Below are 13,122 nucleotides of genomic sequence, written 5' to 3'. Positions count from 1 at the left end.
ATGACGGCCGCGCACGCGCGGTCAGTTCATCCTCGGCCAACTTGCCCCTTTCGCGGTTTTGGTTTCATAGACGAATTTTTGCGCCCAGGCTGTGGCCATCGGCGCCGGTTGGCCGCAAGGCTCTGGCGTAGCAGAACAAAAACAGGTTGCGCACCAATTCCTTGAGAACCAGCGGTTCGCTGGAGCTCAAGCCGATCAGGTCCAGATCTCCCTGGTCCTGCAGCTCGCTCAGGGCTTCCTCTTCCAGCACAGCACAGACTTCCCCGGTTTCCCGATGCAGGATGCGCAGGTAAGGGTGTGGGCGGTCCAGCCAGGCATCAATCAAATAAGTCATGGGTGTCATCTCCTTGAATGGGGTTCAATGAGAATAATTCTTATTCAATGAATAGCAAGTACCTATTGGCGGTTTCTGCTTTTTTCTGTGTGGAAATTGTTTTCGATCAAATCGGCTGGCTTTTCGCTAGCAGGTGTGTGGATCAAGCAGGGCGGGGGGATAGGCGGGATACCCTCTCGCGGCAGGCGCGAGAGGGTGCAGGCGTCAGACCTTGCGGACGAACTCGGATTTGAGCTTCATCGGGCCGATGCCGTCGATCTTGCAGTCGATGTCGTGGTCGCCATCGCACAGGCGGATGTTCTTGACCTTGGTGCCGACCTTGACCACCAGGGAGGTGCCCTTGACCTTGAGGTCCTTGATCACGGTGATGGTGTCGCCGTCTTGCAGCACGTTGCCCACCGAATCTTTCTTCACGGCTTCATCGGATGCGGCTTCGGCTTCGCCGCTGGCGGACCACTCGTGGGCGCACTCGGGGCAGATCAGCTGGGTGCCGTCCTCGTAGGTGTATTCGGAATTGCATTTTGGGCAGGGTGGCAAAGTGCTCACTTAAGCTCCTCAAAGTCAGGATGGCTAAAAAGCGCACATTGTATAGGGTTTTTTCGGGGAGGGGGCGCTGGGGAGTTGCGCCGGCTCCTGCCGATCAGCAGGAGCCGGTGCGGTTTAGTGGGTGCGAGCGACGGCGAATTCGCTCAACTCCACCAGAGCGTCGCGGTATTCGCTGGGTGGCAGGGCTTCCAGGCAGGTGATGGCGCGAGCTACGTAGTCGCGGGCCAATTGCGCGGTGTAGTCCAGGGAGCCCGAAGCCTCAACGGCGGCGCGGATGCTTTCCAGGTCTTCGATACCGCCTTTCTGGATGGCCTGGCGAACCAGGGCTGCCTGCTCTGGGGTGCCTTCGCGCATGGTGTAGATCAGCGGCAGGGTGGGTTTGCCTTCCGCGAGGTCGTCACCCACGTTCTTGCCCAGGGTTTCGGCGTCGCCACGGTAGTCCAGCAGGTCGTCCACCAGTTGGAAGGCCACGCCCAGGTGATCGCCGAAGGTGCGCAGGGCTTCGGCCTGTTCCGGTGTGGCGCCGGCCAGGGCGGCTGCGCTGTGGGTCGAGGCTTCGAAGAGCATCGCGGTCTTGCCGCGGATGACTTCCATATAGGTTTCTTCGGTGGTACTGGCGTCGCGCACCTTGGACAGTTGCAGGACTTCGCCTTCGGCGATGATCCGCGTGGCCTGGGACAGGATGCGCATGACTGGCATCGAGCCCAGTTCAACCATCATTTCGAACGAACGGGAGTACAGGAAGTCTCCCACCAGTACGCTGGGCGCATTGCCCCACATAGCGTTGGCGGTCGAACGGCCACGGCGCATGCCGGACATGTCGACCACGTCGTCATGCAGCAGGGTGGCGGTGTGCAGGAACTCGATGGTGGCGGCCAGCAGGCGCAAATCGTCGCCTTCGCGCCCCAGTGCCTTGCCACACAGCAGCACTAATAAAGGACGCAGGCGCTTGCCTCCGGCCGAAGTGATGTAGTCGCCGATTTTTGAAACCAGCGGCACTCGGGAAGTCAGCTGTTTCTTGATGATGCCGTCGACGGCGCTAAAATCGTCCGCCACCGCGCGGTAGAAAGCTTGGGGTTGCATCAGCGACAGGTGCTCCAGAAGGGTTGCGCGGCATGCTAGGACCCGCGTCCGCAGGTGTCAAGGCGCGCTCCGGGCAGGACTCCGCGCCGCCTGAACGGCACTTGCATCGCTATTGTGCCTTGCGTACAATCGCGCACCCTGAACTTCCTGGGCAGCACCTGCCTTACGCAATTGCACTTGGGCCGTTCCAGCCCCATGCAGCCATGCCAGCCAATACCTCTTCTTATAAAGAGCTGGGTGAGCAGGATTATCGGAGAAATACCATGTACGCAGTAATCGTTACCGGCGGTAAGCAATACAAGGTCGCTGAAGGTGAATACCTGAAGATCGAAAAACTGGAAATCGCCACTGGCGAGTCCGTGACTTTTGACCGCGTTCTGTTGGTTGCCAATGGCGACGACGTGAACATCGGCGCACCTGTTGTTGCTGGCGCAACCGTCAAGGCTGAAGTGATCTCCCAAGGTCGTCACGATAAAGTCCGCATCATCAAGTTCCGTCGCCGTAAGCACCACATGAAGCGTATGGGCCACCGCCAGTGGTTCACCGAGATCAAAATCACCGGTATTCAGGCTTAATTTCAGCCTAATTCCTCACTAGGAGAATTGAACTCATGGCACACAAAAAAGCTGGTGGTAGTACCCGTAACGGTCGCGACTCAGAAGCCAAACGCCTTGGCGTGAAGATGTATGGCGGCCAGGTCATCAAGGCCGGCAACATCATCGTGCGTCAGCGCGGCACCCAATTCCACGCTGGCTACGGCGTTGGCATGGGTAAAGATCACACCCTGTTCGCGAAAATCGAAGGCGTGATCAAGTTTGAAGTAAAAGGCGCCTTCGGTCGTCGTTACGTGAGCGTCGTCGCGGCTTAATTGCGCGATCGCTGGAAAAGCCCTGTCTCGCGACGGGGCTTTTTCGTTTGTGGGATGAGTCTCTTGCAAAACTGTTTGTACGAGCTGGCAGCGTTGGATGTTTCGGTCGTTGATTGAGGTCGCTGCGCTCATTTTTGCAAGAGTCTTATGTCTTGGTTTCTTCAGCTCGCCCGTGCGGTGAGAGGCGTTTGATCATGAAGTTTGTTGATGAAGTTTCGATTCGAGTAAAAGCTGGCGACGGCGGCAATGGCTGCATGAGTTTCCGTCGGGAAAAATTCATCGAGAACGGTGGTCCCAACGGCGGTGATGGTGGTGATGGTGGCTCGATCTACATGGTCGCTGACGAAAACCTCAACACCCTGGTGGACTACCGTTATACCCGGCACTTCGATGCTGAGCGCGGCTCCAATGGTGGCAGCACCGACTGCACCGGCAAGAAAGGCGAGGATCTGGAGCTGCGGGTTCCGGTCGGTACCACCATCATTGATGCCGGTACTCAGGAGGTCATCGGCGACCTGACCAAGGCTGGTCAGCGCCTGATGGTGGTGCAGGGTGGCTGGCACGGCCTGGGTAACACCCGGTTCAAGTCCAGTACCAACCGTGCGCCGCGACAGACCACTCCGGGCAAGCCGGGTGAGCAGCGTGATCTCAAGCTGGAATTGAAGGTGTTGGCGGACGTTGGCCTCCTGGGTTTGCCGAATGCCGGTAAAAGTACCTTCATTCGCTCGGTTTCCGCCGCCAAGCCGAAAGTGGCTGACTACCCCTTCACCACGCTGGTGCCCAACCTGGGCGTGGTCAGTGTTGACCGCTGGAAGAGCTTCGTAATCGCCGATATTCCAGGTTTGATCGAAGGGGCTTCCGATGGCGCTGGCCTGGGGATTCGCTTCCTCAAGCACTTGGCGCGTACGCGCATCCTGCTGCATCTGGTGGACATGGCTCCGCTGGATGAAACCAATCCGGCGGATGCCGCAGAAGTGATTGTCAACGAGTTGGTCAAGTTCAGTCCGTCCCTGGCTGAGCGTGAGCGCTGGCTGGTGCTGAACAAGAGCGATCAGATTCTTGAGGAGGAGCGTGAGGAGCGCGTCAAGGAGATCGTTGATCGTCTGGAGTGGACTGGTCCGGTGTACGTGATCTCGGCCATCTCCAAGGATGGTACCGAGCGTCTGAGTCGCGACATCATGCGTTATCTGGAAGATCGTGCCGATCGCCTGGCAGCCGACCCGGCCTATGCCGATGAGCTGGCCGAGCTGGATCAGCGCATCGAAGATGAGGCGCGTGCCCAGTTGCAGGCGCTGGACGATCAGCGTGCCCTGCGCCGTAGCGGCGTCAAGAGTGTCCATGACATTGGCGACGATGACTGGGATGAAGAGGATGTGGATGACGAGGACGGCCCGGAAATCATCTACGTCCGCGACTGATCCTGTGGTGCGGGCTTGCCCGCGAACACGGTTTATCTGGGTGGGTGCGGTGTTATCATCGCTGCCAGCCAGCTCTCAAGGCGCCGCTCATTCGAGCGGCGTTTTGGTATCTGCAAGGCTTAAATACGAATAACCCCATGAGTGGCGCTCGGTCGCGCTGCTCGCTGGCAAAGGTTGAATAAGATGCGGAGCAAGGTGACGGGTGCACAGCGCTGGGTCGTGAAGATCGGCAGTGCACTGCTGACGGCGGACGGCAAGGGACTGGATCGCGCGGCAATGGGCGTGTGGGTCGAGCAGATGGTGGCCTTGCATGAGGCGGGGGTCGAATTGGTACTGGTCTCTTCGGGTGCTGTGGCGGCCGGAATGAGTCGCCTTGGCTGGACCGCACGACCGAGTGCGATGCATGAGCTGCAGGCGGCTGCGGCCATTGGCCAGATGGGCTTGGTGCAGGCCTGGGAGTCGAGCTTTGCCGAGCATGGCCGGCATACGGCGCAGATTCTCCTGACCCACGACGATCTGTCGGACCGTAAGCGTTACCTCAATGCTCGCAGTACTTTGCGGGCGCTGGTGGAGCTCAAGGTGATTCCGGTGATCAATGAAAACGACACCGTGGTGACCGATGAAATCCGCTTCGGCGATAACGACACCCTGGCGGCGCTGGTGGCCAATCTGGTGGAGGCTGACCTGCTGGTTATCCTCACTGATCGCGATGGCATGTTCGATGCTGATCCGCGCAACAATCCCGATGCGCAGTTGATTTACGAGGCGCGGGCCGATGATCCGGCGCTGGATGCCGTGGCTGGCGGTACTGGCGGGGCGTTGGGGCGTGGTGGTATGCAGACCAAGTTGCGAGCGGCGCGCCTGGCGGCGCGCTCCGGGGCGCATACCATCATTGTTGGTGGGCGTCTGGAGCGGGTGCTGGATCGCCTGAAAGCGGGGGAGCGCATTGGTACCTTGCTGTCGCCGGAGCGTGGCATGTTGGCGGCGCGCAAGCAGTGGCTTGCTGGACATCTGCAAACCCGCGGTACCCTGGTGCTGGATGAGGGGGCTGTGTCGGCCCTGTCTCAGGGCAACAAGAGTCTGTTGCCAGTGGGGGTCAAGCAGGTCCAGGGTGGTTTCCGTCGCGGTGAAATGGTGGTGTGCGTGGCGCCTGATGGGCGTGAAATTGCCCGCGGCCTGGCCAACTACAGTGCCCTTGAGGCGCAGAAAATCATCGGTCAGCCCTCTGATGCGATTGTCGGTGTCCTGGGTTACATGGCTGAGCCGGAATTGGTTCACCGCGATAACCTGATTCTGGTGTAAGTGACCTAAGGAAAAGCGAATGCGCGTAGCAAAAGGATTGTTGGGTCTGCTCTTGGTGATGCCGTTCATGGTGTCGGCCGAGGAGATTGGCCAGGTGTCCACGGTGTTCAAATTTGTCGGGCCTAACGACCGGATCGTGGTCGAGGCCTTTGATGATCCCAAGGTGGATGGTGTGACTTGTTATCTGTCGCGAGCCAAGACAGGTGGTCTCAAGGGTGGCTTGGGTTTGGCTGAGGATCGTGCCGAGGCGTCCATTGCCTGTCGCCAGGTGGGGCCGATCGCCTTCAAGGGCGAGCTCAAGGATGGTGACGAGGTCTTCAAGGAGCGCACCTCGCTAGTGTTCAAGACCATGCAGGTGGTGCGCTTCCTCGACAAGAAGCGCAACACCCTGGTGTATCTGGTCTATAGCGATCGTGTGATCGAGGGTAGTCCGCAGAATGCGGTAACGGCGATCCCTATTCTGCCTTGGCCTCATCAATGACCTGTTGAGTATTGTCGGGCCGGCCCCTGATGGGGCTGGCTTGTTGCGGGCGGGTAAATTGCAGGCAATAAAAAACCGACCCTTGGGTCGGTTTTTTAACAAGCGTGTCGCTTAGGCTGCAGCAGCAAGGTTCAGAGCCTTGATGTGGCCATTCAGACGACCTTTATGACGAGCAGCTTTGTTCTTGTGGATGATGCCTTTATCGGCCATGCGGTCGATAACTGGCACGGCCAGAACATAAGCGGCTTGCGCTTTAGCAGCGTCTTTGGCGTCGATGGCCTTAACTACGTTCTTGATGTAGGTACGAACCATGGAACGCAGGCTGGCGTTGTGGCTGCGACGCTTCTCAGCCTGTTTTGCACGTTTTTTGGCGGAAGGTGTGTTGGCCACCGTCGAGCTCCTCGAAAGACTTTTTGGGAAATAGCAAACAAAATAGGCCGCGAATCATGCCGATGAGTTGAAGTCTTGTCAAGGGCAGCTGATGCGTTCCGCTGAGTGGTCGATCTGAAGAGGCGGGATATTTATTTCCGGCGCTTGACCTGTAAACTCGCGAGCTTTGGCTCTGTGCTGTTGCGGCGCGGAGTATCGCATAAGTGGGCGTCTTTTCGCCTGCTGTTTATCTACAGGCAAACAACCTTTTCATGAACCTGCTCAAGTCATTGGCCGCGGTCAGCTCTATCACGATGCTTTCCCGGGTACTGGGGTTTGTCCGCGATACCATCATCGCGCGCACGTTCGGCGCCGGGATGGCTACGGATGCCTTCTTCATTGCCTTCAAGTTGCCCAACCTGTTGCGGCGAATCTTTGCCGAGGGAGCCTTCTCTCAAGCCTTCGTGCCGATTCTGGCGGAGTACAAGAGTCAGCAGGGGGAGGAGGCGACTCGGACCTTCATTGCCTATGTCTCGGGCTTGTTGACCCTGGTTCTGGCCCTGGTCACTGCATTGGGCATCATCGCTGCACCCTGGGTGATCTGGGCTACGGCACCGGGTTTTGTCGACTCCCCGGAAAAATTCGCCCTGACTTCCGATCTGCTCCGGGTGACCTTTCCTTATATATTGCTGATCTCGCTGTCCTCCCTGGCCGGGGCGATTCTCAATACCTGGAACCGCTTCTCGGTGCCGGCGTTCGTGCCGACTCTGCTCAACGTCAGCATGATCATCTTCGCGCTGTTCCTTACGCCCTACTTTGATCCTCCAGTGATGGCCCTGGGCTGGGCAGTGCTGGCAGGGGGCTTGGCGCAATTGCTCTATCAGCTGCCGCATTTGAAGAAGATCGGCATGTTGGTGCTGCCTCGACTGAATGTGCGTGATACCGGTGTCTGGCGGGTGATGAAGCAGATGTTGCCGGCGATCCTCGGGGTGTCCGTCAGTCAGATCTCGCTGATCATCAACACCATCTTTGCTTCCTTCCTGGTCGCGGGCTCTGTGTCCTGGATGTATTACGCCGACCGTCTTATGGAGCTGCCTTCCGGTGTGCTGGGCGTGGCCCTGGGCACTATTTTGCTACCGACCCTGGCCAAGACCTACGCCAACAAGGATCGCCATGAGTACTCGCGGATTCTCGATTGGGGGCTGCGTCTGTGCTTCATTCTGGTGCTGCCATGTTCCCTGGCGCTGGGGATACTTGCTGAGCCGTTGACGGTGTCGCTGTTCCAGTACGGTGAGTTCAGCGCTTTTGACGCCTCTATGACTCAGCGTGCATTGGTGGCTTACGCCGTGGGCTTGCTGGGGATCATCGTGATCAAGGTGCTGGCGCCGGGTTTCTACGCACAGCAGAACATACGCACACCGGTGAAGATCGCCATCTTCACGCTGATCGTCACCCAACTGCTCAACCTGGCCTTTATCGGTCCCTTGAAGCACGCAGGCCTGGCTTTGGCCATCAGCGCTGGGGCCTGTATCAACGCTGGGCTGTTGTTCTACCAGTTGCGCAAGCAGCAGATGTTTCAGCCGCAGCCGGGCTGGGGGCTGTTTGCCTTGAAGCTGATCGTGGCTGTGACGGTGATGTCGGCGGTATTGCTGGGGCTGCTGCACTTTATGCCGGCCTGGGACCAGGGGCACATGCTCCAGCGTTTCCTGCGCTTGGGCGTGCTGGTGGTGGCTGGGGTGGTGGCGTATTTCGGCATGTTGGCCCTGCTGGGCTTCCGTTTGCGCGACTTCAATCGCAAGGCCTTGAACTGACGGCTGTTTAGTCGTTGGTGCGAGGCAGCTACCGGTTTTGTCGGTTCGATCAATTTGGGTGACGGTGCTGCCTGTCGTCGGCCGTCGGGTGTGGTTATAATCGACCACTTTATGAGCAAGAAGCGCGTTATGCAGCTGGTTCGAGGCCTCCACAATCTGCGCCCCCAGCATCGGGGCTGCGTCGCCACTATTGGCAACTTTGACGGTGTTCACCGTGGTCACCAGGCCATCCTGGGCCGGCTGCGTGAGCGTGCGCTCGAGTTGGGCGTGCCCAGCTGTGTGGTGATTTTCGAGCCCCAGCCGCGGGAATTCTTTGCCCCTGAGACGGCGCCGGCGCGCCTGGCCCGCCTGCGTGACAAGCTGCAACTGCTGGCCCAGGCCGGTGTCGATCGGGTGTTGTGCCTGGCGTTCAACCAGCGCCTGAGCAAACTCAGCGCCAATGAATTTGTCGAGCGGATCCTGGTGGATGGTCTGGGCGTGCAGCATCTGGAAGTCGGCGACGATTTCCGTTTTGGTTGCGACCGGGTCGGCGATTTCGAGTTCCTGCAGCAGGCTGGCGCCAACCACGGCTTTACCGTCGAAGCGGCGCAGACCGTAGAACTGGATGGTTTGCGTGTGAGCAGCACCCAGGTCCGTAATGCCTTGGCCGCAGCAGATTTTGAACTGGCCGAGCGTCTGCTTGGTCGGCCGTACCGGATTGCCGGGCGGGTGCTGCACGGGCAGAAACTGGCGCGCCAGTTGGGTACGCCCACTGCCAACGTGCAATTGAAGCGCCGGCGTGTGCCGCTTTCCGGGGTTTACCTGGTGAGTGTCGACATTGCCGGCAAGACCTGGCCGGGGGTCGCCAATATCGGCGTTCGGCCAACGGTCGCAGGTGATGGCAAGGCCCACCTGGAAGTTCATCTTTTAGATTTTGCCGGCGATCTGTATGACCGGCGTTTGACGGTGGTTTTCCACCACAAGCTGCGTGAAGAGCAGCGTTTCGCCTCCCTGGAGGCGTTGAAGACGGCGATCAATGCGGATGTTGCCGCCGCCCGTGCCCAAGTGGCACGTATCCATAGCGCCAATCGCTAATGAAGAGCCTTAAATGACCGACTATAAAGCCACGTTAAACCTTCCGGACACCGCCTTCCCAATGAAGGCCGGCCTGCCTCAGCGCGAACCACAGATTCTGCAGCGTTGGGACAGCATTGGCCTGTACGGAAAGTTGCGCGAGATTGGCAAGGATCGTCCGAAGTTCGTTCTGCACGACGGTCCTCCTTATGCCAACGGCACTATTCACATCGGTCATGCGCTGAACAAAATTCTCAAGGACATGATCCTGCGCTCGAAAACCCTGTCGGGGTTCGACGCACCTTATGTTCCGGGCTGGGACTGCCACGGCCTGCCGATCGAGCACAAAGTCGAAGTGACCTACGGCAAGAACCTGGGCGCAGATAAAAACCCGCGAACTGTGCCGCGCCTACGCCACCGAGCAGATCGAAGGGCAGAAGTCCGAATTCATCCGTCTGGGCGTTCTGGGCGAATGGGACAACCCGTACAAGACCATGAACTTCAAGAACGAGGCCGGAGAAATCCGCGCCTTGGCCGAAATCGTCAAAGGCGGCTTCGTGTTCAAGGGCCTCAAGCCTGTGAATTGGTGCTTCGACTGCGGTTCGGCCCTGGCCGAAGCAGAAGTCGAGTACGAAGACAAGAAGTCCTCGACCATCGACGTGGCCTTCCCGATCGCCGATGAAGACAAGTTGGCCACCGCCTTCGGCCTGGCCAAACTGGCCAAGCCCGCGGCTATCGTGATCTGGACCACCACCCCGTGGACCATCCCGGCCAACCAGGCGCTGAACGTCCATCCGGAGTTCAACTACGCCCTGGTGGATGCCGGCGAGCGCCTGCTGGTGCTGGCCGAAGAGCTGGTTGAGTCCTGCCTGGCTCGCTACAACCTGGAAGGTTCGGTGATCGCTACCGCCCCGGGTTCTGCCCTGGAACTGATCAATTTCCGTCATCCATTCTACGATCGTCTGTCGCCGGTGTACCTGGCCGAGTACGTGGAACTGGGGGCTGGCACTGGCGTGGTTCACTCGGCCCCGGCCTATGGTGAAGACGACTTCGTGACCTGCAAGCGCTATGGCATGGTCAACGACGACATCCTCAACCCGGTACAGAGCAACGGCGTCTACGCGCCATCGCTGGAGTTCTTCGGCGGCCAGTTCATCTGGAAGGCCAATCCGCTCATCGTCGATAAGTTGAGTGAAGTGGGTGCGTTGCTGCACACCGAAATCATCAGCCACAGCTACATGCACTGCTGGCGCCACAAGAGCCCGTTGATCTACCGTGCCACCGCGCAATGGTTCATCGGCATGGACAAAGAGCCGGTCAGCGGTGACACCCTGCGTGCGCGCTCGCTCAAAGCGATCGAAGACACCAAGTTCGTCCCCGCCTGGGGCCAGGCGCGCCTGCATTCGATGATCGCCAACCGTCCGGACTGGTGCATCTCCCGCCAGCGCAACTGGGGCGTGCCGATCCCGTTCTTCCTGAACAAGGAAAGCGGCGAACTGCACCCACGCACCGTCGAGCTGATGGAAGAAGTGGCCCAGCGTGTTGAGCAGGAAGGCATCGAGGCCTGGTTCAAGCTGGACGCCGCCGAGCTGCTGGGCGACGAAGCGCCGCTTTACGACAAGATCAGCGACACCCTCGACGTGTGGTTCGACTCCGGCACCACTCACTGGCACGTACTGCGCGGTTCGCACCCAATGGGCCACGTGAACGGCCCACGTGCCGACCTGTACCTGGAAGGCTCGGACCAACACCGTGGCTGGTTCCACTCGTCGTTGCTGACCGGTTGCGCCATCGACAACCACGCGCCGTACCGCGAACTGCTGACCCACGGTTTCACCGTCGACGAGACGGGCCGCAAGATGTCCAAGTCGCTGAAGAACGTGATCGAGCCGAAGAAGATCAACGACACCTTGGGTGCCGACATCATGCGTCTGTGGGTAGCGTCGACCGATTACTCGGGCGAAATCGCCGTGTCGGACCAGATCCTGGCCCGCAGTGCCGACGCCTACCGCCGTATCCGCAATACCGCACGCTTCCTGCTGTCGAACCTGAGCGGTTTCAACCCGGCCACCGACATCCTGCCGGCCGAGGACATGCTCGCCCTGGATCGTTGGGCCGTGGACCGTACCCTGTTGCTGCAGCGCGAGTTGCAGGAGCACTACGGCGAATACCGCTTCTGGAACGTGTACTCGAAGATCCACAACTTCTGCGTGCAGGAGTTGGGTGGTTTCTACCTCGACATCATCAAGGATCGCCAGTACACCACCGGCGCCAACAGCAAGGCACGTCGTTCGGCGCAGACCGCGCTGTACCACATCTCTGAAGCGTTGGTGCGCTGGATCGCGCCGATCCTGGCCTTCACCGCTGATGAACTGTGGGAATACCTGCCGGGCGAGCGTAACGAATCCGTGATGCTCAACACCTGGTACGAAGGCCTGAGCGAATTGCCCGCTGACTTCGAACTGGGCCGCGAGTACTGGGAGGGCGTGATGGCGGTCAAGGTTGCAGTGAACAAGGAGCTGGAAGTTCAGCGTGCGGCCAAGGCCGTCGGTGGCAACCTGCAAGCCGAAGTTACCCTGTTTGCCGAGGATGGCCTGACCGCCGACCTGGCCAAGCTGAGCAACGAACTGCGTTTCGTGCTGATCACCTCGACCGCCAGCCTGGCACCGTTTGCCCAGGCACCAGCGGATGCCGTGGCTACCGAAGTACCGGGCCTCAAGCTCAAAGTCGTCAAGTCGGCCTTCCCTAAGTGCGCCCGCTGCTGGCACTGCCGTGAAGACGTCGGCGTGAACCCTGAGCACCCGGAAATCTGCGGTCGTTGTGTGGATAACATCAGCGGCGCGGGCGAGGTTCGTCACTATGCCTAACGCCGCAGGCCGTTTCGGCCGTCTGGGCTGGCTGTGGTTGAGCTTGCTGGTCCTGGTCATCGACCAGGCCAGCAAGCTGCACTTTGAAAGCTCACTGACCATGTACCAGCAGATCGTAGTGATCCCCGAGTACTTCAGTTGGACCCTGGCTTATAACACCGGCGCAGCCTTCAGCTTCCTCGCGGACAGCTCTGGCTGGCAGCGCTGGCTGTTCGCCCTGATCGCGATTGTGGTCAGCGCCGTGCTGGTGGTCTGGCTCAAGCGCCTGGGGCGTAACGAAACCTGGCTGGCCATCGCTCTGGCCCTGGTACTGGGCGGTGCCTTGGGCAACCTGTATGACCGCATTGCCCTGGGCCATGTGATCGATTTCATCCTGGTGCACTGGCAGAACCGCTGGTACTTCCCGGCATTCAACTTCGCCGACAGTGCTATCACCGTTGGCGCGGTGATGCTGGCCCTGGATATGTTCAAGAGCAAGAAAACCGGAGAAGCCGTTCATGACTGAACAGGTATTGACTGAGCAACGCATCGGTCAGAACACGGAAGTCACTTTGCACTTCGCATTGCGCCTGGAGAACGGCGATACCGTAGACAGCACTTTCGACAAGGCCCCGGCGACCTTCAAGGTCGGTGACGGCAACCTGCTCCCCGGGTTCGAGGCCGCGCTGTTCGGCTTCAAGGCCGGTGACAAGCGTAGCCTGACGATTGAGCCGGAAAACGCCTTTGGCCAGCCGAACCCGCAGAACGTGCAGGTCATCCCGCGTTCGCAGTTCCAGGACATGGAGTTGTCGGAAGGTTTGCTGGTGATCTTCAATGACGCGGCCAATACTGAGCTGCCGGGTGTGGTCAAAGCCTTCGATGATGCTCAAGTCACCGTCGACTTCAACCACCCGCTGGCCGGCAAGACCTTGACCTTCGACGTGGAAATCATCGACGTCAAAGCGCTTTAACAGCATCGCCGGCATGCCGTGCCCTACTCTGTAGGGGCTG

13 protein-coding genes and 1 pseudogene are annotated in these 13,122 nt (G+C 59.5%); 10 read left to right on the top strand and 4 right to left on the bottom strand.

The window, feature by feature from the left end; translation table 11 throughout:
* Window positions 1-64: 64 nt before the first annotated feature.
* The 3 genes from LOY69_RS25845 to LOY69_RS25835 form a co-directional block, all read right to left on the bottom strand.
* Window positions 65-334, bottom strand: coding sequence for a hypothetical protein (locus LOY69_RS25845; protein ID WP_102865444.1), 270 nt, complete (start codon window positions 332-334; stop codon window positions 65-67).
* Between the two features lie 204 nt (window positions 335-538).
* Window positions 539-880 carry a zinc ribbon domain-containing protein YjdM gene (locus LOY69_RS25840; RefSeq protein ID WP_016967028.1) on the bottom strand — a complete coding sequence of 114 codons (342 nt, stop codon included), beginning with the start codon at window positions 878-880 and terminating at the stop codon, window positions 539-541.
* A gap of 114 nt (window positions 881-994) precedes the next feature.
* Window positions 995-1,963 carry a polyprenyl synthetase family protein gene (locus LOY69_RS25835; protein ID WP_016967027.1) on the bottom strand — a complete coding sequence of 323 codons (969 nt, stop codon included), beginning with the start codon at window positions 1,961-1,963 and terminating at the stop codon, window positions 995-997.
* A gap of 263 nt (window positions 1,964-2,226) precedes the next feature.
* Here LOY69_RS25835 and rplU point away from each other — a divergent pair, with 263 nt between their 5' ends.
* The 5 genes from rplU to LOY69_RS25810 all read left to right on the top strand — a co-directional run bounded on the left by rplU (window position 2,227) and on the right by LOY69_RS25810 (window position 6,032).
* The gene (gene rplU / locus LOY69_RS25830; RefSeq protein ID WP_007924746.1) at window positions 2,227-2,538 is read left to right on the top strand and encodes a 50S ribosomal protein L21; all 312 of its coding nucleotides are present in this window, start codon (window positions 2,227-2,229) and stop codon (window positions 2,536-2,538) included.
* A gap of 35 nt (window positions 2,539-2,573) precedes the next feature.
* A complete protein-coding gene (gene rpmA, locus LOY69_RS25825) occupies window positions 2,574-2,831 on the top strand; it encodes a 50S ribosomal protein L27 (protein WP_003228360.1) in 258 nt (85 codons plus the stop codon).
* Window positions 2,832-3,025: 194 nt separating this feature from the next.
* Entirely contained in the window at window positions 3,026-4,249 is a 1,224-nt protein-coding gene (gene cgtA / locus LOY69_RS25820) for an Obg family GTPase CgtA (RefSeq protein ID WP_110596205.1), read from the top strand.
* 183 nt (window positions 4,250-4,432) lie between these two features.
* Window positions 4,433-5,551, top strand: coding sequence for a glutamate 5-kinase (gene proB / locus LOY69_RS25815; RefSeq protein WP_047289314.1), 1,119 nt, complete (start codon window positions 4,433-4,435; stop codon window positions 5,549-5,551).
* 19 nt (window positions 5,552-5,570) lie between these two features.
* Window positions 5,571-6,032: a CreA family protein gene (locus LOY69_RS25810; RefSeq protein ID WP_265073778.1), complete on the top strand. Its 462-nt coding sequence runs from the start codon at window positions 5,571-5,573 to the stop codon at window positions 6,030-6,032.
* 111 nt (window positions 6,033-6,143) lie between these two features.
* Here the strand turns inward: LOY69_RS25810 and rpsT are convergent, their stop codons facing one another.
* Window positions 6,144-6,422: a 30S ribosomal protein S20 gene (rpsT, locus tag LOY69_RS25805; RefSeq protein WP_016967023.1), complete on the bottom strand. Its 279-nt coding sequence runs from the start codon at window positions 6,420-6,422 to the stop codon at window positions 6,144-6,146.
* A gap of 251 nt (window positions 6,423-6,673) precedes the next feature.
* Here rpsT and murJ point away from each other — a divergent pair, with 251 nt between their 5' ends.
* The 5 genes and pseudogenes from murJ (at window position 6,674) to fkpB (ending at window position 13,082) form a co-directional block, all read left to right on the top strand.
* Window positions 6,674-8,212: a murein biosynthesis integral membrane protein MurJ gene (murJ, locus tag LOY69_RS25800; RefSeq protein WP_102882258.1), complete on the top strand. Its 1,539-nt coding sequence runs from the start codon at window positions 6,674-6,676 to the stop codon at window positions 8,210-8,212.
* Window positions 8,213-8,341: 129 nt separating this feature from the next.
* Window positions 8,342-9,286, top strand: a complete 945-nt coding sequence (gene ribF / locus LOY69_RS25795; protein WP_162884093.1) for a bifunctional riboflavin kinase/FAD synthetase — start codon at window positions 8,342-8,344, stop codon at window positions 9,284-9,286.
* 13 nt (window positions 9,287-9,299) lie between these two features.
* Window positions 9,300-12,132, top strand: a pseudogene (gene ileS / locus LOY69_RS25790) (isoleucine--tRNA ligase).
* Window positions 12,125-12,637 carry a signal peptidase II gene (gene lspA, locus LOY69_RS25785; RefSeq protein WP_102865450.1) on the top strand — a complete coding sequence of 171 codons (513 nt, stop codon included), beginning with the start codon at window positions 12,125-12,127 and terminating at the stop codon, window positions 12,635-12,637. Before ileS ends, lspA begins: the two are co-directional and overlap by 8 nt.
* Window positions 12,630-13,082: an FKBP-type peptidyl-prolyl cis-trans isomerase gene (gene fkpB, locus LOY69_RS25780; protein WP_102865451.1), complete on the top strand. Its 453-nt coding sequence runs from the start codon at window positions 12,630-12,632 to the stop codon at window positions 13,080-13,082. Before lspA ends, fkpB begins: the two co-directional genes overlap by 8 nt.
* Window positions 13,083-13,122 lie beyond the last annotated feature (40 nt).

The organism is Pseudomonas sp. B21-059, from assembly GCF_026016285.1.
Taxonomy (GTDB): Bacteria; Pseudomonadota; Gammaproteobacteria; order Pseudomonadales; family Pseudomonadaceae; genus Aquipseudomonas; species Aquipseudomonas danubii.
The sequence above is the reverse complement of the archived record's forward strand: the minus strand, read 5'-3'. Positions and strand labels throughout refer to the sequence as shown.

Excerpts from the sequence above, each read along its gene's own strand:
- LOY69_RS25845 (WP_102865444.1), bottom strand. The coding sequence starts at position 334 with ATGACTTATTTGATTGATGCCTGGCTGGACCGCCCACACCCTTACCTG.
- LOY69_RS25835 (WP_016967027.1), bottom strand. The coding sequence starts at position 1,963 with ATGCAACCCCAAGCTTTCTACCGCGCGGTGGCGGACGATTTTAGCGCC.
- rplU (WP_007924746.1), top strand. The coding sequence starts at position 2,227 with ATGTACGCAGTAATCGTTACCGGCGGTAAGCAATACAAGGTCGCTGAA.
- rpmA (WP_003228360.1), top strand. The coding sequence starts at position 2,574 with ATGGCACACAAAAAAGCTGGTGGTAGTACCCGTAACGGTCGCGACTCA.
- cgtA (WP_110596205.1), top strand. The coding sequence starts at position 3,026 with ATGAAGTTTGTTGATGAAGTTTCGATTCGAGTAAAAGCTGGCGACGGC.
- proB (WP_047289314.1), top strand. The coding sequence starts at position 4,433 with ATGCGGAGCAAGGTGACGGGTGCACAGCGCTGGGTCGTGAAGATCGGC.
- LOY69_RS25810 (WP_265073778.1), top strand. The coding sequence starts at position 5,571 with ATGCGCGTAGCAAAAGGATTGTTGGGTCTGCTCTTGGTGATGCCGTTC.
- murJ (WP_102882258.1), top strand. The coding sequence starts at position 6,674 with ATGAACCTGCTCAAGTCATTGGCCGCGGTCAGCTCTATCACGATGCTT.
- ribF (WP_162884093.1), top strand. The coding sequence starts at position 8,342 with ATGCAGCTGGTTCGAGGCCTCCACAATCTGCGCCCCCAGCATCGGGGC.
- lspA (WP_102865450.1), top strand. The coding sequence starts at position 12,125 with ATGCCTAACGCCGCAGGCCGTTTCGGCCGTCTGGGCTGGCTGTGGTTG.
- fkpB (WP_102865451.1), top strand. The coding sequence starts at position 12,630 with ATGACTGAACAGGTATTGACTGAGCAACGCATCGGTCAGAACACGGAA.